This window comes from Lentzea sp. CA-135723 (assembly GCF_050936595.1).
Classification (GTDB): Bacteria; Actinomycetota; Actinomycetes; order Mycobacteriales; family Pseudonocardiaceae; genus Lentzea.
Map to the genome: position 1 here is coordinate 1,149,532 of NZ_JBNJMK010000002.1, position 21,100 is coordinate 1,170,631.

At 69.3% G+C, this 21,100-nt stretch carries 24 protein-coding genes; 14 read left to right on the forward strand and 10 right to left on the reverse strand.

The features are described 5' to 3' along the window. Nucleotides 1-16: 16 nt before the first annotated feature. Both ACQEU1_RS41285 and ACQEU1_RS41290 read right to left on the reverse strand, forming a co-directional pair. Entirely contained in the window at nucleotides 17-664 is a 648-nt protein-coding gene (locus tag ACQEU1_RS41285; RefSeq protein ID WP_433215000.1) for a hypothetical protein, read from the reverse strand. Between the two features lie 6 nt (nucleotides 665-670). After that, nucleotides 671-1,609 (reverse strand): hypothetical protein, encoded by a 939-nt coding sequence (locus ACQEU1_RS41290; protein WP_433217046.1) that lies wholly within the window; start codon nucleotides 1,607-1,609, stop codon nucleotides 671-673. A 396-nt stretch (nucleotides 1,610-2,005) separates the two neighbouring features. Here ACQEU1_RS41290 and ACQEU1_RS41295 point away from each other — a divergent pair, with 396 nt between their 5' ends. Further along, nucleotides 2,006-2,527 carry an FKBP-type peptidyl-prolyl cis-trans isomerase gene (locus ACQEU1_RS41295; protein WP_433215003.1) on the forward strand — a complete coding sequence of 174 codons (522 nt, stop codon included), beginning with the start codon at nucleotides 2,006-2,008 and terminating at the stop codon, nucleotides 2,525-2,527. 44 nt (nucleotides 2,528-2,571) lie between these two features. Here ACQEU1_RS41295 and ACQEU1_RS41300 read toward each other — a convergent pair whose 3' ends face one another. Together ACQEU1_RS41300 and ACQEU1_RS41305 are read right to left on the reverse strand one after the other, a co-directional pair. Continuing rightward, complete coding sequence (locus ACQEU1_RS41300; protein WP_433215006.1) at nucleotides 2,572-2,796, reverse strand: cold-shock protein; 225 nt, start codon at nucleotides 2,794-2,796, stop codon at nucleotides 2,572-2,574. Beyond that, entirely contained in the window at nucleotides 2,793-3,734 is a 942-nt protein-coding gene (locus ACQEU1_RS41305; RefSeq protein ID WP_433215009.1) for a quinone oxidoreductase family protein, read from the reverse strand. Before ACQEU1_RS41305 ends, ACQEU1_RS41300 begins: the two co-directional genes overlap by 4 nt. Nucleotides 3,735-3,867: 133 nt before the next feature. On the opposite strand from ACQEU1_RS41305, the gene ACQEU1_RS41310 reads away from it, so the two are divergent. Further along, nucleotides 3,868-4,656 (forward strand): glycoside hydrolase family protein, encoded by a 789-nt coding sequence (locus tag ACQEU1_RS41310; RefSeq protein ID WP_433215012.1) that lies wholly within the window; start codon nucleotides 3,868-3,870, stop codon nucleotides 4,654-4,656. 210 nt (nucleotides 4,657-4,866) lie between these two features. Here the strand turns inward: ACQEU1_RS41310 and ACQEU1_RS41315 are convergent, their stop codons facing one another. Next, nucleotides 4,867-6,453, reverse strand: coding sequence for a DUF885 domain-containing protein (locus tag ACQEU1_RS41315; protein WP_433215015.1), 1,587 nt, complete (start codon nucleotides 6,451-6,453; stop codon nucleotides 4,867-4,869). 36 nt (nucleotides 6,454-6,489) lie between these two features. On the opposite strand from ACQEU1_RS41315, the gene ACQEU1_RS41320 reads away from it, so the two are divergent. The 4 genes from ACQEU1_RS41320 to ACQEU1_RS41335 all read left to right on the forward strand — a co-directional run bounded on the left by ACQEU1_RS41320 (nucleotide 6,490) and on the right by ACQEU1_RS41335 (nucleotide 9,113). Continuing rightward, on the forward strand, nucleotides 6,490-6,780 hold the full coding sequence (locus ACQEU1_RS41320) for a hypothetical protein (RefSeq protein WP_433215018.1): 291 nt from the start codon (nucleotides 6,490-6,492) through the stop codon (nucleotides 6,778-6,780). Further along, a complete protein-coding gene (locus ACQEU1_RS41325; RefSeq protein ID WP_433215021.1) occupies nucleotides 6,777-7,628 on the forward strand; it encodes an ATP-grasp domain-containing protein in 852 nt (283 codons plus the stop codon). The genes ACQEU1_RS41320 and ACQEU1_RS41325 overlap by 4 nt, the downstream gene beginning before the upstream one ends. 75 nt (nucleotides 7,629-7,703) lie before the next feature. Further along, the gene (locus tag ACQEU1_RS41330) at nucleotides 7,704-8,126 is read left to right on the forward strand and encodes a MarR family winged helix-turn-helix transcriptional regulator (RefSeq protein ID WP_433215024.1); all 423 of its coding nucleotides are present in this window, start codon (nucleotides 7,704-7,706) and stop codon (nucleotides 8,124-8,126) included. Nucleotides 8,127-8,225: 99 nt separating this feature from the next. Beyond that, nucleotides 8,226-9,113 carry an NmrA/HSCARG family protein gene (locus ACQEU1_RS41335; RefSeq protein ID WP_433215027.1) on the forward strand — a complete coding sequence of 296 codons (888 nt, stop codon included), beginning with the start codon at nucleotides 8,226-8,228 and terminating at the stop codon, nucleotides 9,111-9,113. Here the strand turns inward: ACQEU1_RS41335 and ACQEU1_RS41340 are convergent. Then, complete coding sequence (locus ACQEU1_RS41340; protein WP_433215030.1) at nucleotides 9,099-10,676, reverse strand: solute symporter family protein; 1,578 nt, start codon at nucleotides 10,674-10,676, stop codon at nucleotides 9,099-9,101. The genes ACQEU1_RS41335 and ACQEU1_RS41340 overlap by 15 nt on opposite strands. Next, nucleotides 10,673-11,083 (reverse strand): DUF485 domain-containing protein, encoded by a 411-nt coding sequence (locus tag ACQEU1_RS41345; RefSeq protein ID WP_433215033.1) that lies wholly within the window; start codon nucleotides 11,081-11,083, stop codon nucleotides 10,673-10,675. The genes ACQEU1_RS41340 and ACQEU1_RS41345 overlap by 4 nt, the downstream gene beginning before the upstream one ends. Nucleotides 11,084-11,416: 333 nt before the next feature. On the opposite strand from ACQEU1_RS41345, the gene ACQEU1_RS41350 reads away from it, so the two are divergent. The 8 genes from ACQEU1_RS41350 to ACQEU1_RS41385 all read left to right on the forward strand — a co-directional run bounded on the left by ACQEU1_RS41350 (nucleotide 11,417) and on the right by ACQEU1_RS41385 (nucleotide 18,458). After that, nucleotides 11,417-14,065 carry a nitrate- and nitrite sensing domain-containing protein gene (locus tag ACQEU1_RS41350; protein ID WP_433215036.1) on the forward strand — a complete coding sequence of 883 codons (2,649 nt, stop codon included), beginning with the start codon at nucleotides 11,417-11,419 and terminating at the stop codon, nucleotides 14,063-14,065. After that, nucleotides 14,062-14,481, forward strand: coding sequence for a roadblock/LC7 domain-containing protein (locus ACQEU1_RS41355; protein WP_382445103.1), 420 nt, complete (start codon nucleotides 14,062-14,064; stop codon nucleotides 14,479-14,481). Before ACQEU1_RS41350 ends, ACQEU1_RS41355 begins: the two co-directional genes overlap by 4 nt. Nucleotides 14,482-14,484: 3 nt before the next feature. Beyond that, on the forward strand, nucleotides 14,485-15,033 hold the full coding sequence (locus ACQEU1_RS41360; RefSeq protein WP_433215039.1) for a DUF742 domain-containing protein: 549 nt from the start codon (nucleotides 14,485-14,487) through the stop codon (nucleotides 15,031-15,033). A 79-nt stretch (nucleotides 15,034-15,112) separates the two neighbouring features. Beyond that, nucleotides 15,113-15,631: an ATP-binding protein gene (locus tag ACQEU1_RS41365; protein ID WP_285641303.1), complete on the forward strand. Its 519-nt coding sequence runs from the start codon at nucleotides 15,113-15,115 to the stop codon at nucleotides 15,629-15,631. Nucleotides 15,632-15,762: 131 nt separating this feature from the next. Then, nucleotides 15,763-16,599, forward strand: coding sequence for a helix-turn-helix domain-containing protein (locus tag ACQEU1_RS41370; RefSeq protein WP_433215042.1), 837 nt, complete (start codon nucleotides 15,763-15,765; stop codon nucleotides 16,597-16,599). Further along, the gene (locus tag ACQEU1_RS41375) at nucleotides 16,596-16,763 is read left to right on the forward strand and encodes a DUF397 domain-containing protein (RefSeq protein WP_433215045.1); all 168 of its coding nucleotides are present in this window, start codon (nucleotides 16,596-16,598) and stop codon (nucleotides 16,761-16,763) included. The genes ACQEU1_RS41370 and ACQEU1_RS41375 overlap by 4 nt, the downstream gene beginning before the upstream one ends. 117 nt (nucleotides 16,764-16,880) lie before the next feature. Then, on the forward strand, nucleotides 16,881-17,345 hold the full coding sequence (locus tag ACQEU1_RS41380) for a GbsR/MarR family transcriptional regulator (protein ID WP_433215048.1): 465 nt from the start codon (nucleotides 16,881-16,883) through the stop codon (nucleotides 17,343-17,345). Between the two features lie 9 nt (nucleotides 17,346-17,354). Beyond that, complete coding sequence (locus ACQEU1_RS41385; protein WP_433215051.1) at nucleotides 17,355-18,458, forward strand: ankyrin repeat domain-containing protein; 1,104 nt, start codon at nucleotides 17,355-17,357, stop codon at nucleotides 18,456-18,458. Here ACQEU1_RS41385 and ACQEU1_RS41390 read toward each other — a convergent pair. The 3 genes from ACQEU1_RS41390 to ACQEU1_RS41400 are packed head-to-tail and all read right to left on the reverse strand — an operon-like array spanning nucleotide 18,437 to nucleotide 21,035. Beyond that, entirely contained in the window at nucleotides 18,437-19,363 is a 927-nt protein-coding gene (locus tag ACQEU1_RS41390) for a COX15/CtaA family protein (protein WP_433217049.1), read from the reverse strand. The genes ACQEU1_RS41385 and ACQEU1_RS41390 overlap by 22 nt on opposite strands. 11 nt (nucleotides 19,364-19,374) lie before the next feature. Beyond that, the gene (locus ACQEU1_RS41395; RefSeq protein ID WP_433215054.1) at nucleotides 19,375-20,133 is read right to left on the reverse strand and encodes an ABC transporter permease; all 759 of its coding nucleotides are present in this window, start codon (nucleotides 20,131-20,133) and stop codon (nucleotides 19,375-19,377) included. Continuing rightward, complete coding sequence (locus tag ACQEU1_RS41400; protein ID WP_433217052.1) at nucleotides 20,130-21,035, reverse strand: ABC transporter ATP-binding protein; 906 nt, start codon at nucleotides 21,033-21,035, stop codon at nucleotides 20,130-20,132. The genes ACQEU1_RS41395 and ACQEU1_RS41400 overlap by 4 nt, the downstream gene beginning before the upstream one ends. Between the last annotated feature and the right edge of the window lie 65 nt (nucleotides 21,036-21,100).

A 21,100-nucleotide genomic window follows, 5' to 3' on the forward strand; every position in this document is an offset into this window, starting at 1 on the left:
CGCCACCAGCGGCCGTTCACAGATGGTTCGTCAGATCCTCCAGCCGGTCCTCGACGGGCACGTGCCGGTGGCTGATGCCGGTGTCCGGGTCGTAGCTGAGGCTCCACGGGTTCACCGCACGGGACTTGACCAGGAACGTCATGGTGCCGTCCGCCGCGCGCGGGATCCGGTGGAACTCGTGCGCCTGCAACGTGCCGGTGGTGCCCTCGGTGCACTGGGTGCGGTTCGTCAGTTCGGTGCCGACGACCGTGCGGCCGCCGACGCCGAGCCGGGCGTCGAAACGTTCGTGCAGGTAGGCGCCGCTGAGGATGGTGGTGCAGAAGTGGTAGCGGTGGTTGTGCACGGAGTCCGCGTAACCTGCCCGCCAGTCGCGCAGCGGTTTGTACTCGTGCAGCCAGAACGTGAAGGGCTCGCCCTCCCCGTCGCGCAGGCACCAGGCGTAGTGCGTCGTCGTCTCGCGGGAGTGCGCGATCACCCAGGTCGCTTCCTGGGGTGTGAGGCCGTCGATGTGCGCGCGCAGCTCCTTGCGGAGCTCGGGCCGGTTGGCCCACTCGCGGAACCACGTGCCGACGTCGTCCCAGTGGTCGGCGACCGGGAATTCGGCGCGCTTCACCCTGGCGGCGAGCTCGTCGAGCGCGGACAACCCGGTGAACTCGGCTAGCAAGATCGATCAGCTCCTCAACTGAGCGGATGCGGAGAATTCGCGACGGAATGAGTGGAACTTGCGTTCCAGTTCCGCGAATCCCTCTGTGGTGAGTGACTCGCCGGTCACCTTCTCGAACAGCGCCACGAAGTCGGTGCGGGAAGTCGCCGGAGTGATGGCGAAGTGGTAGCCGGCCTTGGAATTGCTGATGCGCAGGAACTCCGCGCGTTCCATCGCGTAAAGGAACGAACTTTCGGTGAACCTGAGCGTGCGCGGATACGGCCTGAGCACTCCCGCTGTGTTGCTGTAGAGCGTGAGCCACGCGGAGTCGTCGAACAGCTCGAGCCGGTCGAGCGGCGGATCCGAAACGATGGTGACGTCGATGCGGGAACACCGGCTGCGGGCCGCGTACAGCCCGACGAGGCCAATGCCGATCTGCTCCTTCAACCGTTCCTGGATCTCGTCGTAGTCGCCGTCCGCGCCTTCGTTGCGCAGCAGATAACGCGCCCGCCCGCTGATGGCGTTGTCGTCGCGCGGGTCGGCCAGCACGGCCCTGAGCTCGCACTCGGTCTGGCTGAGCAGCACTCTTCCGGCCGCGTACCGGCCGGCGAACCCGCGGAAGCAGTACAGCCGGGTCTGCTCCAGGTCCCGCATCATCAGCTGGTTGAAGACCGGGTCCGGCTTCGCGGTCGGCTCGAACACGTGACTGGGGAAGAACTCGCGGTCGAGCGCCCGGTAGGACTCGGTCAGCTCTTTGAGCGCTCTGCGGCTCTCCTCGATGACCGGCTCCAGAAGCGCCTTCTGCGCGGCTTTCGACGTGATCAACGTTTGCGTGAAGCTCACGACCGCCGAAATGAGCGTGCCCGTGCCCAGTGCGGTCAGCAGGTTTCTCGCTGTACCGGAATCCATTTGACTGGAAATGGTCAGCGACGCGCCTGAGGTGACGACGAGTATGAGGAGGAGCAACCCGGTCCGAGTCCAGAACAACTCCTGGAGCAGGTTGCTGCGGATGCCTCCGGCCTCCGCGGACACGTGTCCCACCTCCCGGGTCACCAGATTGGCCGCTACTCGAACGGACGAATGCGGTCGGTGTCCGATCAAGTGCGCGGAGTTACTGTACGCGTCGGTCTAAAGATTAGGAAGCTGCTATTCGTGCGACATTCGGTCCCGGAATAAACGCCCTTGAGCCCAGTGGGCGGCCCGCATCCGTGCGCATCGGTGACGCCGTGTCGCCGCCGCCCCCGAACGTGGCGGATGAGGGTGACTCACCCACCCGAACGCACCCACTCGCCGTGGGTTCGGCCGGTTGGCCGAGGTGGGTGCTACGCGCCGCTCACACCGCTCCGAATACGCTCACCGACCATGCGCAACGTCCTGATCGCTTCCCTGGCCCTCGTGGCGGCAGCCGGCCTCGCGGGCTGTGCCGGTTCGGCCCAGCCCTCCGCGGGCGGGTCGTCCTCCACGGCGACGCCCACGAACCCCTGCAAGGCCGACGACTTCAAGGTCAGCGGCGACTTCGGGAAGGCGCCCACGGTCGAGGTCCCGAACTGCAAGCCCACCGAGGAGCTGATCATCAAGGACCTGGTGCCCGGCACCGGCGCCGAGGTGAAGGCGGGTTCGACGGCCACGGTCAACTACCAGCTCACGACCTTCTCGGACAAGAAGGTGCTGGACAGCTCGTTCAAGCGCGGCGAGCCGTTCCCGGTGGAGAACGTCGGCCAGGCGCGGGTCATCGACGGCTGGAACGAGGGCATCATCGGCCTCAAGGAGAACGGCCGCCGCCTGCTCGTCGTGCCGCCCGCCAAGGGCTACGGCCAGGGCGGCAACGGCATCCAGCCCAACGAGACGCTGATCTTCGTCATCGACGGCGTCAAGGTCAGCTGACCTCGTGGTGCAAAGGCCCGGTTCGAGGTCGAACCGGGCCTTTCTCATGTGCTCCGCACGGTGACGACCCGCCAGCGGTAGCCGTCCTGGTCCGCGCGTTCGGCCTCGAACTCGACGGCGTCACCGACCCTCAGGCTCCGGAAGCCGCCTGGCCTCGCCGAGGTGACGGACGAGAAGTGCGCCCACACCGGCCCGTCGAACTCGGGCGACTCGATGACACCCCAGCCCTCCTCGTCGGACCATCGCGAGACCGTTCCGCGTGACGTCACGGCAGCAGCAGCAACTTGCCGGTCGTCTTGCGGGACTGCAGGTCCGTGTGCGCCTGCCCCGCCTCTTCGAGCTTGTACCGACCGCCGATGCGGATGTTCAGCACGCCGGTCCTGATCGCGTCGAACAGGTCGGCGGCGCGCCCCTCGAACTCCTCGCGGGTGAGCATGTACGCGCCGGTCGACGGCCTGGTGAGGTACACCGACCCGGCCGCGTTCAACCGCTGCGGGTCCACCGGCGGCACCGGCCCGGACGACGCCCCGAAGAGCGCCAGCATGCCGCGCGGCTTCAAGGACGCGAGCGACTGGTCGAACGTGGACGCGCCCACGCCGTCGTACACGACGTCGACCTTCTCGATCTGCGAGGCGAAGTCGCCGTACCGCAGCACCTGGTCGGCCCCGGCCTCGCGGGCCAGCGCCTCCTTCTCGTCCGTCGACACGGTCGCGACGACGGTGGCGCCCTTGGACTTCGCCCACTGCGTCAGCAGCAACCCGACACCACCGGCCGCCGCGTGCACGAGCACCCGGTCGCCCGCCTTGACCTCATACGTCGAGTGCACGAGGTAGTGCGCGGTGATGCCCTGCAGCAGCGAGGCCGCGGCGAGTTCGACGTCCAGGCCGTCCGGCACCTTCACCGCCGCGGTGGCCGGCACGACGACCTCGGACGCGTAGCTGCCCAGCACGGACATCCACGCCACCTTGTCGCCGGCGGCGAACGCGGGGGAGTTGCTGACCACGACCTCGCCCGCACCCTCCAGGCCCAGCGCGGTCGGCAGCGGCACCGGGTACTGGCCGCTGCGCTGGTACGTGTCGATGTAGTTGACGCCCGCGGCGCCCACCTTCACCAGCAGCTCGCCGTCACCGGGCACGGGCGACGGCACGTCGGAGTGTTCCAGCACCTCCGGGCCACCGGCCGAACGCACCACCACTGCCTTGGGCATCTGTCCTCCTAGATCGACTCACCCCGCTCAACCCGGCCCGCGACCCCGATGTTCCCGGTCCCGCCCGCTGAGAACCACCACGCTGGGTGTTCTCCCCATGACAGACGGCTCACGGCCCTGGTAAGACCATCCCATGCGAAAGACAACCCTGCTGTTGATCGCCTGTCTGCTCCTCATGGGAGCGCTTCCATCGCACGCCGCCTCCGCCAAGAAGGGCGTGAACGCGGCCGACGACCCCGGTCCCGCCGGCGCCGCCATGACCGCGCTGGACGCCCGCTGGTACTACACGTGGGCCTCGGACCGCCGCGGAATCCAGAGCAGCGCCGAGTTCGTCCCGATGATCTGGGGAGCGGCGAGCGTGACCGACGCCGAGCTGAACAAGGCCAAGGCCAACGGCCGTCAGCTGCTCGGCTTCAACGAGCCCGACATGCCGGGCCAGGCCAACATGACCGTCGAACGGGCCCTGGACCTGTGGCCCCGCCTGCAGGGCACCGGCCTGCGGCTCGGCGCGCCCGGCGTCGCGTTCGGCGGTGACGTCGCGGGCGGCTGGCTCGACCGGTTCATGGCCGGTGCCAAGGCACGCAACCTGCGCGTCGACTTCATCCCGATCCACTGGTACGGCCAGGACTTCTCCGCCGCCGCGACAGGGCACCTGGAGTCGTACCTGCGCAACGTCTACAACCGCTACCAGAAGCCGATCTGGCTGACCGAGTACGCGTTGATCGACTGGCGCTCCGGCCGGGCGGTGTACCCGAGCCAGGCGCAGCAGACCGCGTTCATCACGGCGTCCACGAAGATGCTCAACGGACTGTCCTTTGTGGAACGCTATGCGTGGTTCACGCTGTCCTCCAAGACCAGCCCGACGGGTCTGTCCACGGGGACGGCGCTGACCGCGGCGGGCCAGGCCTACCGTCCCGCCTAGTGCTGCGTCAGCCGGCCTTCGCCGAGTCTTCGACGCTCAGCGGGCCGGCACCACGATGCGACCGTCCGAACGCCGAACGAGAGGCAGAGGCCGGCTGACGCAGCACCAGCGGATCCCGTGGTCGGCGAGGACCGCGAGCACGGCATCGGGCGTGATCACCGGCTTCATCCGTCTCCGTTGTCGTGAGACGTGCGCGGCTCCACTGTCGCGCTACTCCTCGCCCAGTGCCACCCGGCGCGCGAGTCCGAGCGGCAACGCACCCGAACCGGCGATCCGGTCGTGGAAGTCGCGCAACGACCCCAGCCCGGCGCCGAGGTACTCGTCGCGGATCAGGTCGATCTCCAGCGCGCCGGTCAGGTACGACGGCGCCTGCGTCGGCCACGCGCAGTACCGCTTGACCTCGCTCGTCGCGGTCGCTGGCGTGAGGGCCGTCCGCGCCACCATGAACGCCTCCGCCTCCTCGGGTGTCATGTCGCCGCAGTGCAACGCCGTGTCGACGATCATCCGCGCCGCCCGGAAGAGCCGCGCTTGGACGTGCCCCATGACCGCGGCCGGGGTGGTGTAGAAACCGACCTCGCGCAGCAGCTTCTCCGAGTAGAGCGCCCAGCCCTCGGAGAAGTACGACGTGCGGAACACCTTGCGCAGCGGGTGCGCCGAACCCTGCGCCGCGACCCACGCGCTGTGCCAGTGGTGGCCGGGGTACGCCTCGTGCACCGAGACCGTCGGCAGCTGCGACCGCGAGTTGGCGCGCAGCCGTTGCGACACCTGCTCGCCGGACGCGCCTTCAGGCGTGAACGGCACGAAGAAGTAGCCGGTGCGCCGCGACGTCAGCGGTGGCGGGCCGAGGTAGCTCGCCACGGCCGTGACCGCGCGGTGGAACGCCGGCGCCGCCACGACGTAACACTGCTCTTCTTCGGGCAACGTCACGAGGTCGTGCTCGACCAACGCCGCACGGGCCCGCGTCGTCTCGGCCTCGTACTCGGCGAGCATCGCCTCCATCGTGGGCGGGTGGTCCTCCTGCAACGCCGTGATCGCCGCCCGCCAGTCGGGTGAGCCGGCCAGTTCGACCAGCTCGGCCTCCAGCTCCGCGTACGCGTCCTGCCCGCGCTGGTGCAGCTCGGGCGACCCGTAGCCGAGCATCTCCTTGTCCAGCAACAACGTCGAGTAGAGCTTCTCGCCCATGCGCCAGTCCCCGGTGGCCCGGACGGCGAGGTCCTCCAGGTACAGCGCGTGCCGGTCGAACGCGTCCGCGGCCGGCCCGGCCGCCTCCGCGAGATCGGCGCGGAACTCCGGCGTCGACGCCTCCCGCGGCAACGACTCCAGCAGGAACGTCCGCGCCGTCCGCACCTGGTCCAGCGCCCGCCGCACGACCAGCGGCGACGCCAGCGCGGGATCGAGGTTGGCCTCGGCCGCGGCGAGGATCGACGGCACCTCGGCCAGCTTCGCGACCGTGGCCCCGACCAGCCCCGCCTCGGGCAGCAACCGGTGCAGGAACGGCGCCAGCAACCCGAAGAACACGATCCCGGAGTACTCGCTCGGGTCCCGACGCCAGCCGGGCGACGCCTCCATCGCCGCGGACCCGCGCAACACCGACAACGCGAGATCCCGGTCCACGGACCTGGGCAGCGGCTCCAGCCGGGCGATCCACTCCCCGTTCTCCCTGGCCTGCCGTTCGAACGCGGCCGCGGAGAAGTCGCCGAAGGTGGAGTAGTGCTCCAACGACCCGGCATGAGCGGCGCGGAGGGGGTTGCGGTCGAAGTACCACGAGAGGAACGACGTGAGCGTGTCGGTGGTCACCCGGACGAAGCTACCCGCTGGTTTTACAGTGTGGGGATGTCTGATCAAACCGCGCAGAAGCGCATCGCCGAGTTCGTGAAGGCCCATGGCAAGCCGGACACGGCGGTCCGGGCGGTGGTCGAACCCATCGGCCGCGCCGGCGCGCGCATCGTGCTGGTCGGCGCGGACGGTGCCATGGGCGATGTGATGACCAAGGACGTCGAGTCCGCCACCGCCGCCGTCGAGTCGGCCGCCGGCGTCGAGCAGGCCGAGTGGGACCGCGAGACCACGGCCGCCGCCAAGATCGGCCCCGCGCACCGCCGCAAGATGGCCAAGATGCAGTCATGAGGGTCGTGCTCGCCTCGTGCACCGGCCTGCCCGAGGGCGATGGCGACGAGAACGCGCTGGTAGCGGCCCTGAAGCGCGACGGCGTCGACGTCGTCTGGCAGCCGTGGAACGACGGCACCCAGGACGCCGACCTGGTCGTGCTGCGCGCCACCTGGGACTACCCCGAACACCTCGACGAGTTCCTGGCGTGGTGCGACGGCGTGCCGAGGCTCGCGAACCCGGCCGCCGTCGTCCGCTGGAACATCGACAAGGCCTACCTCGTGGAACTGGCCGGGCGCGGCGTCCCGGTCGTGCCCACCGCCGTCGTCTCGCCGGGGGAGGAGCCCGTCTTCCCGGACGGCGAGTTCGTCGTGAAGCCCTCGGTCGGCGCCGGTTCCAAGGGCGCGGCCAGGTTCACCGACCACACCGCGGCCCGCGCGCACTTCGAGTCGTTGGGCGTCAAGGCCCTGATCCAGCCCTACCAGTCCAGTGTGGACGCCCACGGCGAGACCGCACTGGTGTTCTGCGCCGGCGAGTACTCCCACGCGTTCCACAAAGGACCGATGCTGGCCCAGGGGCTCGCCGAGGCGGAGTCCGGCCTGTACGTCGAGGAGAAGCTCCGCGCCATCGAACCGGCCGCGCCCCAGATCGCACTGGGCGAGCAGGTCCTCGACGCGGCCGCGGCCCTGCTCTCGTTGCGCCGCAAGGACTTCCTCTACGCCCGCGTGGACGTCGTGGCGGGCCCCGGCGGTGCGCCGCTGCTGCTCGAGCTCGAACTGACCGAGCCGACGCTCGGCTTCCAGTTCACCGACGACGCGGCGGCGTCCCGGTTCGGCAAGGCGATCCAGGCGGCCGCCGCGACAGCCTGAGGACGCCGGCCGCGCGGGTCGCAGGCCCGCGCGGCCGTAGACTGGGCGTTCGGCGCCGGACGACGGGAGACGGGCGTGGCCTACGGCGACAAGCTCTTCTGGCTCTCGGTCCTGATCCAGCGCAGGTACGCGCAGATCTGCGCCGAACACGACCTGACCTCCACGCAGGCCACGCTGCTGTGCGCGATCAAGGACGAGCCGCGGCGGATGAGCTACCTCGCCACCGCGCTCGGCATGACCAAGAACGCGCTGAGCCAGCTCGTCGACCGCATCGAGCGGCGCGACCTGGTCAGCCGGGTGAGCTCGGAGCAGGACCGGCGGGTCATCATGCTCGGCGTGACGCCCGCGGGGAAGGTGCTCGCCGAGGCCGTCTACGCCGAGACCACCAGGCGCCTGCCCGACATCGCGGAGAACCTCGACGCCGAGGGCCGGCGCGAGTTCGAACGCGTCGCCACCGCCGTCGTGGACGCGTCGGGCGTCTTGTCCTCCACCTCCTGACCCATCGCGCGGTCCTCTCGCGGCACCCGCGTGCCTTGCGAAGGTTCATGGCATGAACTAATTTGGTTCATGCCGTGAACCAGTGAGAGGGTGGACGAGATGAACACGCAGGGGACCAGCACGATCGCCGTCTTCGGTGCGACGGGGCAGCAGGGCGGGGCGGTCGTCGACGCGCTCCTGGAGCGAGGGGCGCGGGTGCGGGCCCTCGTCCGCTCCCCGGAGTCCGATCGGGCGCGGGCGCTGGCCGCCAGGGGCGTCGAGCTCGCACCCGTCCGGATCGACACCCCGGCGTCCGTGGTCACCGCGCTGGAGGCGGTCGACGCGTTCTACTTCATGACCCCGGAGGCGAACAGCCTCCAGGAGGTCGAGGAGGAGGTCCGCGTGGGCACCGCCCTCGCCGACGCAGCGGTCGCGGCGAGCGTGCCGCACGTCGTGTTCAACTCGGTCTTCGGCGCGGACCGCGTGACGGGTGTGCCGCACCACGACTCGAAGCACCGGATCGAGGAGCACCTGAGGCGTTCCGGTCTGAGGACGACGATGGTCCGCCCGACCGGCTTCATGGAGAACTTCTCGACCGTGATGGCGCCGGTGGTGGAGGACGGCACGGTGGTGCTGAGGCTGCCGCTGCCGGACGACGCCCCGCTGAAGCTGATCTCGATCAGGGACATCGGCCGGATCGCCGCCGCGGTCCTGTTCGGCGCGGACGTGCCCGGTGGAGCCGTCGAGGCCGTCGGCGACGAGCTGACGGGCCCTCGGATGGCCGCCGCGTTCGGCGCGCACGCCGGGCTCCCGTCGCGCTACGAGGCCCTGCCGCTGAGCGTCCTGCCCAACGAGCTCGACCGGGAGATGTTCCGCCAGTTCGCGAAGGCGTCCGAACACCCGTCGGACCTCGCGGCGGTGAGGAAGATCGAGCCGGCCGTCCAGGACCTGGCCGAGTGGATCCGCTCCACCGGCTGGACCGCGCCCGCGGACCTAGCGCAGGCCTGAGCCGAGCCCGGTCAGACCGCGGACCTCCATCTCCGCCTGCTTGGCCGGATCCGCCTTCTCCCCGCCGAGGACCGTGCCGAGGAACCCGGCCAGGAACGACAGCGGGATCGACACGATGCCGGGGTTCGACAGCGGGAAGAACGCGAAGTCCGCGTCGGGGAACACCGACGACTTCGAACCCGAGATCGCGGGGGAGAAGACGATCAGCAGCACGCACGACGTGAGCCCGCCGTAGATGCTCCACAACGTCCCGCGCGTGTTGAAACGCTTCCAGAACAACGAGTACAGCAGCGTCGGCAGGTTCGCGGACGCGGCCAGCGCGAACGCCAGCGCCACCAGGAAGGCGACGTTCTGGCCGTTGGCCGCGATACCGCCGACGATCGCCAGCACCCCGACGCACACGGCGGTGATGCGAGCGACCCGGACCTCGTCGCGCGGATCGGCCTCGCCGTGCTTGATCACGTTGGCGTAGACGTCGTGCGCGAAGGAGGCCGACGCGGTCAGGGTCAGACCGGCGACCACGGCGAGGATCGTCGCGAACGCCACCGCGCACACGATGCCCAGCAGAACGGTGCCGCCGACCTGGAACGCCAGCAGGGGCGCGGCGGAGTTCTCGCCGCCGGGAGCACCGGTGATCTTGTCGGTGCCGACCAGGGCCATCGCGCCGAAGCCGATGACGAGGACGCACGAGTAGAAGATCGCCATCATCCAGGTGGCCCACACGACCGACTTACGCGCCTCGCGCGCGTTGGGCACCGTGTAGAAGCGCATCAGCACGTGCGGCAGAGACGCGGTACCAAGGACAAGAGCGAGAGCCAGCGAGATGAAGTCGATCTTCGACAGGTCCGAGGCGCCGTACTTCACGCCCGGCGCCAGCACGGCCTCGCCCAGCGGCGACTGCTGCGTCGCGCGGTCCAGCATCGACGAGAAGTCGAAGCCGAACTTGCCGATCAGGAAGATCGTCAGCAGCGACACCGACAGGATCAGCAGCACGGCCTTGATGATCTGCACCCACGTGGTGCCCTTCATGCCGCCGACCAGCACGTACAGCACCATGACGATGCCCACGACCGCGATGATGATCGACTGGCCGATCTTGCTGTGCACGTCCAGCAGCAACGCCATCAGGCCGCCGGCGCCCGCCATCTGCGCGATCATGTAGAAGATCGAGATCACCAGGGTCGCGTTCGCCGCGGCCGCGCGCACGGGGCGCTGGCGCATGCGGAACGCCATCACGTCGCCCATGGTGAAACGGCCGGTGTTGCGCAGCCGTTCGGAGATCAGCATCAGGCCGATCAGCCAGGCCACGACCCAGCCGATCGAGTACATGAAGCCGTCGTAGCCGTTCACGGCGATCGCGCCGGAGATGCCCAGGAACGACGCCGCGGACAGGAAGTCACCCGAGAGTGCGATTCCGTTCTGCGTGCCCGTGAACGAGCTGCCGGCCGCGTAGTAGTCCGACGCGCTCACGTTCCGCGTGGAGGCGCGGTAGACGATGTAGAGCGTCAGCAGCACGAAGATGCCGAAGACGGACAGGTTGATCGCGGTGTTCGCCCCGGTCACGCCAGCTCCTCGTCGGTTTCCGCGAGTGCGCGCACCTTCTCGACCTGGGGGTCGAGCTGCCTTCTGGAGTAACGCGCGTACGCCATGGTGATGATGATGGTGGTGACGATCTGGAGGAATCCCAGCGTCAAGCCGACGTTCACCGTTCCGAACAGCGGAGTGCTCATGAAGTCGGCGGCGTAAGCGGAAAGCAATACGAACGTGACGTACCAAGCGAGGAACAGCAACGTCGCCGGGAGAATGAAACGCTTCACCCGTCGCTTCAGGTCGACGAAATCCTCGCTCGTTTGGATGGCACCGAAATCCGGCTCTCCGTCACCATCGATGAGCAATGAGTGAACGGGTTCGTCAAAGGTCGCGAAACCGGGCGTCGCCGGGCGTGACACGGAGGGCAGCGCCTTCGTCATCAACCGCTCGCATTCGTTACGGGGAGTGCCCGGCGAGGCTCCGCGCACACAGCGCGTCCGGTCCGGGGGTGGAGGGCGCAAGCGTAACCACGCGTGGCGGCGAGTCAATCCCCTGAACCCGCAGGACCACCCCAAAAGGTCGGGTGTGACGCTGGGTGATCGATCGTGCACGCGCCAGGTCGTTGTCGCGTCACGCTCTCTGGCCTACTATCCGCTCACACCCGATACGGCTGATGGAGATATCGAGCTGCGGGGACATCGACTCGCGGGGATTCGCCAGGCCAGGAGGTAGCCGATAGTGGGGCACTTCGAGCGCGCCTTGGGGACCATTTCGTGAATGTCGAGTGGAGAAAGATCAGCGACTGGCGCAACTGGCGCCTGCCGGTCAAGCTCGGCGTCGTGCTGCTGGTGCCCGTCGCCGTGGCCGTCGGCGCGGGCGCGTTGCAGATCTCCGGTTACGTCGACCGGTCCAACAACTACGTGCAGATGCAGGGCCTGGTTCGCCTGAGGGCGGATCTCGCGCCTTTGATCTCCAGCGTCCAGCAGGAACGCACGCTCGCCGCGCAGAGCGCGACCAGCGGCTCCGGCGTGGGCGCCTACCAAAACCAGATCAGCGCCACCGACAACGCCGCCGCGACCGTGCGCCGCCGCGTCGACCGCACCGACGGCGTCAGCGACGTCGCGAAGCAGCGGTTCCTCGAGCTCGGCGGCCAGCTGGAGACGCTCAAGAACCTGCGGGAGAAGGTCGCGCAGGGCGGCGACGGCGGTGACCCGTCCGGCGGCACCTCCGGCTACTCGGCGGTCGTGAAGTCGTTGCTGGACTTCGAACAGGCGCTCGTCGGCCAGTTCAACGACGACGCCATCTCCGGCACCGCGCAGGCCCTGCACAACATGGTCATCGCGCAGGAGCAGGTCTCGCTGCAGCACGCGATCGTCCTGGCGGGCATCGGCCGCGGCAAGCTCCTCGGTCCCGAGACCCGCGCGCTGGAGCAGTCCGACATCCGCCTGCAGGACCGCCTGAACGACTTCCAGGCCATCGGCACCACCGAACAGCGCCGCACCTACGACCAGACCGTCACCGGCGCCTCCGTGGCGCTGCGCACGGCGTTCGTGGAACGCGCTCTCACGCAGCCAGAGGGCACCCCGCCGCCCGCGACCCGCCCCGGCCAGCCGAAGCCGCCGCAGGAGTTCGGCATCGCCGTCGACGACTGGAACAAGGCCTCCGGCGCCACCGCGCGGCTGATGGAACAGGTCGGCCGCGCACTGCAGGACGAGCTCGCGAGCACCGCGGGCGCGTTGCAGGACGACACGTCCAACAAGGCCGGTGCCGCCGCCGTCATCCTGCTGGCCATGCTGCTGATCGCCGGCACGCTCGGCTTCGTCATCGGCCGCTACCTGCTGCGCTCGCTGTCCGAGCTGCGCCGCTCCGCCCTCGACGTGGCGCACCACCACCTCCCCGAGGTCGTCGCCGCGATCCGCGCCGACCGCAAGCCGGACACCGAGATCGAACCGGTGCCCGTGCACTCCAGCGAGGAGTTCGGCCAGCTGGCCCGCGCGTTCGACCTCGTGCACGAGCAGGCCGTCCGGTCCGCCGTCGAGCAGTCGTCGCTGCGGTCCGGCATGAAGAACATCTTCGTCAACCTGTCGCGCCGCTCGCAGGGCCTCGTCGAACGCCAGCTCAAGCTCATGGAGGAGCTGGAGCGCCACGAGGAGAACCCCGAGCAGCTCGCGAACCTCTTCAAGCTCGACCACCTCGCGACGCGCATGCGCCGCAACAACGAGAACCTGATGGTGCTGTCCGGCACCGACGTGGCCCGCCGGTTCCACCAGCCCGTCCCGCTCGCGGACGTGCTGCGCGCCGCCGCGTCGGAGATCGAGCACTACCAGCGGGTCGTCGTGAAGTCGACGCCGTCGGTCGAGATCGTCGGCTACGCCGCCAGCGACCTCGTCCGCCTCGTCGCGGAGCTGCTGGACAACGCCACCGCGTTCTCCGCGCCCTCCACCCAGGTCATCATCGGCTCGCGACTCGACCAGCAGGGATCCGTGCTGGTCGAGGTGGGGGACCAGGGCATCGGCATGGGACCTGCCGAGCTCACCGAGGCCAACGAGCGGCTCTCGTCCGGCACCGAGGACGACGTGCCCGTCTCGCGTCAGATGGGCCTGTTCGTCGTCGGCAGGCTCGCCGGCCGCCACGGCATCACCGTCCGGCTCCGGTCGGCGGGAGAGGGCCGTGAGGGCCTGCGCGCGTTCGTGCTCGTGCCTTCCGAGCTCGTCCGCTCGAACGAACCCGCCCCCGCGCCCGCCGGACCCCGGCACGCCGCGCTGCCCCAGCCGAAGCCCGCCATCGCCGCCAAGGCGCCGCACGTCGTCGTGAAGACGCCGAACCTGGCACCGCCGCCGGAACCGGCCCCCGCGATCGACCAGCCGCGCGAGTCGGCCGAGTGGACCTCGTTCCGGGGCGCCGCGATCGACGAGTCGCTTCCCCAGCGACCCGCCCGGTCCGCGAACGGATCCGCCAACGGATCAGCGAACGGATCGGCTCAGGCTCCGGCACCGTCGCCGACCGAGACGACGTCCTCCTGGTTCGCGGGCAGCGGCGTTTCGGACGAACGGGCCAACGGCGATCGACCACCGGCCGGACCTCAGGCCGGGCCCTCCTCCGCACCGTCACCGTCAGTAGTGGCATCCTGGTTCGGCAAGAAGCCCGGCGGGACCGTCTGGGAACAGGCGGGCGACCCCGTCACGGACGCCGGCGAGACCGATGCCGGCCTGCCGAAACGGGCACCGCGCAAGAACCTGCTCCCCGACCTCGCCGAACGTCCCGAGAACGGCACACGTCCCGCCGCGGGCCCGAAGCGCGATCCGGAGCGGGCACGGGGCTTTCTCGCCAGCTACCAGACGGGCCTTCGCCAGGCGCCGCTCGGTGGCAGCGGGAACGGAAACGGCCAGGGGAACGGCCAGTACAACGGGGAGAAGGCATGAGCACGCCGCAGTCACGCCAGGTCGACCAGTTCGGCTGGTTGATCACCAACTTCACCGAGCGCGTGGCCGGTGTCGCCCACGCCATCGTGATCTCCGTGGACGGCCTGCTGCTCACCAAGTCCACAGGTCTGCCGCCCGAGCGCGCCGACCAGTTGTCCGCCATCGCCTCCGGCGTCGTGGCGCTCACCCTGAGTGCCTCACGTTGCTTCGAAGGTGGCGGAGTGTTGCGCACCGTGGTCGAGATGGACTACGGGATCATGCTCCTCATGTCCATTCGAGACGGGTCTTGTCTGGCGGTACTCGCCGCCCCCGACAGCGACGTCGGCCAGGTCGCCTACGAGATGACCGTGGTCGTCGACCAGGTGGGCCAGATCCTCACCCCCGAACTGCGAGCGCAGCTGCACAGCGTGAGGTGATCCATGAGTTCGTCCGCTGACGCGCACGGACGACGAAGGCGGGCCGAAACGCCCGCCGAGCAGACGTTCGCCGACCTGATGAACGGGTTTTCCCTGGACTCGGGCCGAAAGCGACCGCGCTCGTCGTCCGGCGTGCCCGCGCGGGATGCGACTCCCGTCGCACCGCGGCAAGAAGTGGTTCCGGCGTTCGACTCCGTCCTTCCGGACGCCGCCGATGCCTCGATCGTTCGTGCATATGCCTGGACGGGTGGGCGCACTCGGTCGAACATTCACCTCGAGATCGAGACACTTGTCTCCGCCAATGATCAGAGTCGGCAGTCTGCGGGTATCTTGCAGGCTGAGCACCAACGCGTTGTCGAGTTGTGCCACTCCCCGCGATCCGTCGCGGAAGTGGCCGCGCTGATGCGCCTCCCGCTGGGGGTCGTGAAAGTGCTGCTCGGCGACATGGCGGAACGAGGCCTGGTGGACGTGCACCAGACCGCTTCCGCAGGCGGTGACACGCCGGACCTCGGGTTGATGGAGAGAGTGCTGAGTGGACTACGTCGGCTCTAGATTTCCCGAATTCGGGCCCCCAGGGCCGCCCGGTCGGGAGCTGACCTCGGCCAAGATTGTCGTCGCCGGTGGCTTCGGCGTGGGCAAGAGCACTTTCATCAGGTCCATCGTGGAGAACGATCTCCTGACGATGAGTTCCCTCGCGCCGGAACGCGCCGGTGGCGTCACCGAGCTGGTGCGAATCCAGTTCGGACGCGTGTGGCTCGACCCTGGCCTCGCGCTGCACCTGTTCGTGGCCCCGCAGTGGCAGGACCCGCGCGCGGGCTGGGTCGACGTCGTGCGCGGCGCTGTGGGTGCCGTCGTTCTGTTCGACGTGATGCGCCCCGCCGACTCGGTCGACGCGATGCGCTACTTCGAGGACCACAAGATCCCGTACGTGCTGGCGCTGAACAACGTGCACGCGTCTGTCCGGTCGGACGTCTCGGCCATCATCCGCGGCATGGGCATCGCGCCAGAGGTCCCGGTGCTGACCTGCGATCCGCGCGTGCGCCTGTCCGTCCGCGAGACGCTGATCTCGCTCACGGAACACGCCAAACTGGACCGCTGGCGCCGCCGCCCTGGCCCGGACGAGACCACCCCGCTCGCGCCGGTCTGCTGACGTTTTCCGCGGCCCGGTAGCCGCAGGCAAACTCGTTGTGCCGCTTGGAGAATCTCCAAGCGGCCCTCTTTCAGGGCTATTTGAGCTGGAACGATGGAGTCGGGAGGCTTTCGTCTCCTAGCTTTTCCGGCATGCCCAAAAGAGAGTCGAACATCGTGGGCCGCGAGTTCGGCAACGCACTCCGCGCCGCGATCGCCAAGACCGGAATGACGCAACGCGGTCTGGCCGTGGAGCTGGACTGGGACGAGTCGAAACTCTCCGACCTCGTCAACGGCAAGGGCGGCGCCACGGTCCACGAGGTCGAGTTGTTGCTGGCCTACTGCCGCCTGTCGCTCGCGGAACGCCGGCACATGATCGCCCTGTACCTGGAGGCGGAGGAAAAGGGCTTCATCCTGTTCCCCGACGACGGCGTCCCGGACCAGTTGCGCACGTTGATCAGCCACGAGCGCGAATCCAACGAGGTCACCGCATGGTCGATGAGCCTCGTGTCCGGCCTGCTCCAGATTCCCGAGTACGCGCACGCGGTCGCTCTCGAAGGCCCGCACGAGAAAGCGGACATCCCCAAGGTCGTCGCCGCCAGGATGCAGCGGGCGGAGATCCTCAGGCCCGGCCGGACGTTCACCTTCTACCTGCACGAGCAGGCGTTGTGGCTGCCGGTCGGCGGCCAGGAGGTCTGGCGTGAGCAACTGGCCCACCTGCTGCGGATGTCGGTGCGCGCGTACATCAATCTGCACGTCGTGCCGAGGTCGATCGGAGCGCACGCGGGCGTGGCCGGCGACTTCCGGGTGATGAAGTTCCCGAAGTATCCGCCGCTCGTCTTCCTGGACACCCTGAACTGCGGATTGTTCTTCGACGACAAGGAAACCGTCGCGCTGTACGAGGACAGGGTGAAGAAGCTCGCCGCCTCGGCGCTGAATCGGGAAGAATCGAGGGCGGTGATCGACAACATCTTGGAGGGTCTCCAATGACCAACTGGCGCAAGAGCAGCTACAGCAGCACCGCTGACAACTGCGTCGAGGTGGGGCAGGGTGTCGGCGTCCGGGACAGCAAGGCCCCCGCCACGCACCTGCCGGTGTCGGCGACGGCGTGGACGGCGTTCCTCTCGGCCGTGAAGGTCGATTCCGCCCGCTGAGGGCAGTACTCCACATTCATGGGCGCGCGACCGCACGTGGGTCGCGCGCTCTTCGCTGCCCGCGCCCGTTGACAAGATCGCTACGATAGTTTCAGTGTCGACCGAAAGGGATCACTGATGAGCGTCGGGCGGGAGACCAGGCTGTCGGCCTGGATCGAGCGGTTCGCGGCCCACTTCGCCGAGGAGGGCATCCCGCTGATCGGTGGCCGCATCCTCGGGTACCTGCTGGTCTGCCAGCCGGTCGAGCGCACCGCCGCGGAGCTGTCGCAGGAGCTCGAAGCGAGCAGCGGGTCGATCAGCACGAACCTGAAGTACCTGGTCAACGTCGGCCTCGTGACCAAGCGGACCCGGCGTGGGCGGCAGGCGGCCGAGTACCGGATCAACGAGAAGGCCTGGACGGACTTCATCCAGCGCAAGCTGACCGCCATCGCGAGCGTCCAGTTGCTGACCGACGACGGCATGCGGCTGCTCAGCGGCGACCCCGAGCGCGCGCAGCGGCTCAAGGCCGTCGACAACCTCTACGGTTGGCTCTCAGAGGAACTGCCCGCTTTGTGGGAGCGCAGGCCCGTCGCACCGAAGTAGCGTGGTGCCATGTGGCACCCGTTTCGCGATGACATCGAGTACTACGAGGAGCGAGCGCGCGGACTGCTCGCCTCCGCGTGGGACGGCGTTCCCGGCGCGCTGGAGGTCTTCGACGACGTCCCGCTGACGGACGAGGGCGCGCACATGGTGCTCGCGCAGGCCCACGGCTGCGAGGACTGGAAGGCCCTCAAGGCGAACATCCGCAAGCCGCGCCCGTTCGCCCGCGCCTACCAGGCCATCGAGATGCATAACCCCGGTGAGCTCAAGGCGATCATCACGCGCGACCCGTGGCTCGTGAAGGCCAGCGGTACCAACGGGAACGACCTCCTCGGCCTCGCCACCGCCAAGTGCGACGAACGCCTCGTCGAGGTGCTCCTCGACAACGGCGCGGACGTCGACCACCAGAACGTCCACGGCTGGACCGCGTTGCACCAGGCGGCCTACGCGGACCTGCCGCACCTGGCCGAACTGCTGCTCGGCCGAGGAGCCCGCACCGACCTCGAAGCCCGCGGTGAAGGCGGCACCCCGCTCACCGTCGCGTTGTTCTGGGGCAACCGGAAGACCGCGGAACTCCTGGCACGGCACGGAATCCACCCGCCCAACCTGCGCACCGCCGCCGGCCTGGGCGACCTCGACCTGGCGTCAGCACCCGAGGCGGACCGCGGCTACTACCGGCCCCACAGCGGTTTCCCGCGCTGGTGGCCGACCAACGACCCGCAGGAGGTGCTCGACGAGGCGTTGTCGTGGGCCGCCCGCAACGACCGCACCGAGGTCCTCGGCGACCTGCTCAAGCGCGGCGCCCGCATCGACGCGGACGTCTACCGCGGCACGGCGCTCGCGTGGGCGGCCTGGTGCGGGCTGGAGAACGCCACCCGCACGTTGCTGGACCTGGGCGCGAACCCCAACCAGCGCACGGGTTTCGGCGGCCCGATGCACGGCGAGGGCGTCACGGCGCTGCACCTCGCCGCCGAACGCGGCCACCTGCCGGTGATCAGGATCCTGCTGGACGCGGGCGCCGACCGGACCATCACCGACGCCAACTTCGAGGCCACGCCCGCGAACTGGGCCGGCCACAACGACCAGGGCGACGCTCAGGCCTTGCTGAGCGCCTGATCGTCAGCGGCGGGCACCTCGACGACGTGCGTCCGCTCACGCGAGGACGTCCAGAGCGCCGCCGTGGCAACGACAACGGCACCCGCACCGAGTACGTGGATCGACACGAGCACCTCGGGCACACCCGTCCAGTACTGGACCATGCCCAGCACGCCCTGCGCGAGCACGACGGCGACGAGCGTCCAGTAGGCGCGGGTGCGCAGGAAGAAGCCGACCGAGATCAGCAGGCCCAGGAACAGGAACAGCAGGTCGGCGTGGACCTGAGCGAGCGTCGCGACCTCGACGCCCAGGCGCGGCGTCGACGCGTCACCGGCGTGCGGACCGGCGGCGGTGACCCAGGTGCCCGCCAGCAGCAGTGCGCCCAGCACGACCGCCATGACGACCTGGAGCTTCATCAACGGCGCCGGCACCTTCAGCCGTGCGGGGCCGTCACCTTCCCGCAGCGAGCTGACGAGCAGCACGGCCATCCACACCAGACCCATCGAGATCATGAAGTGGATCGACACGGTGTACCAGGCCAGCCCGGTCAGCACGGTGATGCCGCCGACGACCGCCTGCACGGCCACACCGACGAGCTGCACGAGCGACAGCACGAGCACCCGGCGGCGACGGGGGAGGTGGAACCACGCGGCCAGCACGCACAGGCCCGCGATGATGCCGACGACACCGGTCAGCGTGCGGTTGCCGAACTCGACCCACTGGTGCAGCGCGGCGACCTCGGGGTGTTCCACCGGGACGACGCTGCCCTCGACGCACTGCGGCCACGTCGGGCAGCCGAGCCCGGAGCCGGTGACGCGGACGATCGAGCCGGTGACCGCGATCCCGGCCTGCGCGATGACGACGGCAATCGCGAAAGCGCGCTGCCAGGACACGAGGAAGGCGGTCAGCTTCGACACGCCAACGATCGTAGGCGCCGTTATGTCAGCTTCGTCGTCCGGGTGGCCAACGCGCCCGCCACAACGCCCCAGGCCACGAGGACTGCGACGGGGCCCACACCGGGCGCCGTGCCGTGCACCACAGAGGTTTCCAGCGCTTGAGCCAGCGCGGCGGACGGCAGCAGGTGCACGAACGACACGGGCACGCTCAACGCCACACCGCCGACCATCAGCAGCACGAACCAGATGATGTTCGCCAGCGCCAGCACGATCTCCGCGCGCAACGCCCCACCCAGCAGCACGCCCAACGCACCGAACGTCAACGTGCCCAACACGATCAGCAGCACCACCCACGGCAGCCCGGCCAGCGGGAACCGCCAGCCCAGCACCAACGCCGTGACCGCCAGCAGCACGATCTGGATCGCGACCACGACCAGTGCGCCGCAGACCCGTCCGGCCACGAGCAGCCAGCGGGGCAGCGCCGACGCGGAAAGCCGCTTCAGCACGCCATAACGCCGGTCGAACCCGAGAGCGATGGCCTGGCCCGTGAACGCTGACGAAATGATCGCCAGCGCGAAGATCCGGGCCGTCGCCGATCCGACCCGCGGTTCCGGCATCGGGATCACCGACATCAAGCTGAGCGCGATCAGCAACGCCAGCGGGATGATCACGGTCAGCAGGATCTGCTCGCCGTTGCGCAACGTCAGCGTCGCCTCGGTGCGCGCGTGCGTGAAGAGCATGCGCGGCAACGAACCGCGGCCGGGCGCGGGCTTGAACGTGCCGGGAGCGAAGGTGGTCACGAACGCAGCTCCCTGCCGGTCAGCTCCAGGAAAACGTCTTCGAGGCTGCGCTTGGCCACCGTCAGCTCCTCGGCCAGCACGCCCTGCTGCGCGCACCACGACGTGACGGTCGAGACGACCTGCGGGTCGATCAGGCCCTCCACGACGTACGCGCCCTTCGTCGCCTCGCGCACCTTCAGCCCCTCGGGCAGTGCGGCGGACAGCAACGTCAGGTCGAGGCCGGGCCGCGCGCGGAACCGCAGCTGCTGGTCGTCCGGCCGGTTCGCGGTCAGCTCGGCGGGCGTGCCCTGGGCGACCACGCGGCCCTCGTCGATGATCACGACGTCGTCGGCGAGCGCCTCGGCCTCGTCCATGAGGTGCGTGGTGAGGAGCACGGCCACGCCGTCGTCCTTCAGCGCCGCCACCAGGTCCCACACCAGCCGGCGCGCCTGCGGGTCCATGCCCGCCGTGGGTTCGTCGAGGAACACGAGCTCGGGGCGTCCGATCAACGCGCACGCGAGCGAAAGCCGTTGCTGCTGGCCGCCCGACAGCCTCTTGTACGGGGTGCGCGCGGCACCGCCGAGACCGAGGACCTCGATCAGCCACTTGGGGTCGAGCGGGTGCGCGGCGCACGCGGCGACGAGGTTCAGCATCTCCTCGGCGCGGATGCCGGGATAACCGCCACCGCCCTGGGGCATCACGCCGATGCGCGGGCGCAGTGCCTCGGAGCCGGGCGCGAGGCCGAGCACGCGCACCTGGCCGTCGTCGGCGTTGCGGAAGCCCTCGCAGATCTCGACCGTCGTCGTCTTGCCCGCGCCGTTGGGCCCGAGCAGGGCGAGAACGGTGCCGGGCTGCTGAACGAGGTCGAGGCCGTCGACGGCGGTCTTCGAGCCGTATCTCTTGACCAGCCCCGACACTTCCACCGCAGGCTGGGGATTCGGGCTCACAGGCACGCAGCCTAGGCGGTCGGGGCGGTCGCCACTCAGCT

Excerpts from the sequence above, each read along its gene's own strand:
- ACQEU1_RS41380 (WP_433215048.1), top strand. The coding sequence starts at position 16,881 with ATGAGCGTCGGGCGGGAGACCAGGCTGTCGGCCTGGATCGAGCGGTTC.
- ACQEU1_RS41385 (WP_433215051.1), top strand. The coding sequence starts at position 17,355 with ATGTGGCACCCGTTTCGCGATGACATCGAGTACTACGAGGAGCGAGCG.
- ACQEU1_RS41360 (WP_433215039.1), top strand. The coding sequence starts at position 14,485 with ATGAGTTCGTCCGCTGACGCGCACGGACGACGAAGGCGGGCCGAAACG.
- ACQEU1_RS41345 (WP_433215033.1), bottom strand. The coding sequence starts at position 11,083 with ATGACGAAGGCGCTGCCCTCCGTGTCACGCCCGGCGACGCCCGGTTTC.
- ACQEU1_RS41295 (WP_433215003.1), top strand. The coding sequence starts at position 2,006 with ATGCGCAACGTCCTGATCGCTTCCCTGGCCCTCGTGGCGGCAGCCGGC.
- ACQEU1_RS41370 (WP_433215042.1), top strand. The coding sequence starts at position 15,763 with ATGCCCAAAAGAGAGTCGAACATCGTGGGCCGCGAGTTCGGCAACGCA.
- ACQEU1_RS41305 (WP_433215009.1), bottom strand. The coding sequence starts at position 3,734 with ATGCCCAAGGCAGTGGTGGTGCGTTCGGCCGGTGGCCCGGAGGTGCTG.
- ACQEU1_RS41375 (WP_433215045.1), top strand. The coding sequence starts at position 16,596 with ATGACCAACTGGCGCAAGAGCAGCTACAGCAGCACCGCTGACAACTGC.
- ACQEU1_RS41355 (WP_382445103.1), top strand. The coding sequence starts at position 14,062 with ATGAGCACGCCGCAGTCACGCCAGGTCGACCAGTTCGGCTGGTTGATC.
- ACQEU1_RS41320 (WP_433215018.1), top strand. The coding sequence starts at position 6,490 with ATGTCTGATCAAACCGCGCAGAAGCGCATCGCCGAGTTCGTGAAGGCC.
- ACQEU1_RS41335 (WP_433215027.1), top strand. The coding sequence starts at position 8,226 with ATGAACACGCAGGGGACCAGCACGATCGCCGTCTTCGGTGCGACGGGG.
- ACQEU1_RS41310 (WP_433215012.1), top strand. The coding sequence starts at position 3,868 with ATGCGAAAGACAACCCTGCTGTTGATCGCCTGTCTGCTCCTCATGGGA.
- ACQEU1_RS41325 (WP_433215021.1), top strand. The coding sequence starts at position 6,777 with ATGAGGGTCGTGCTCGCCTCGTGCACCGGCCTGCCCGAGGGCGATGGC.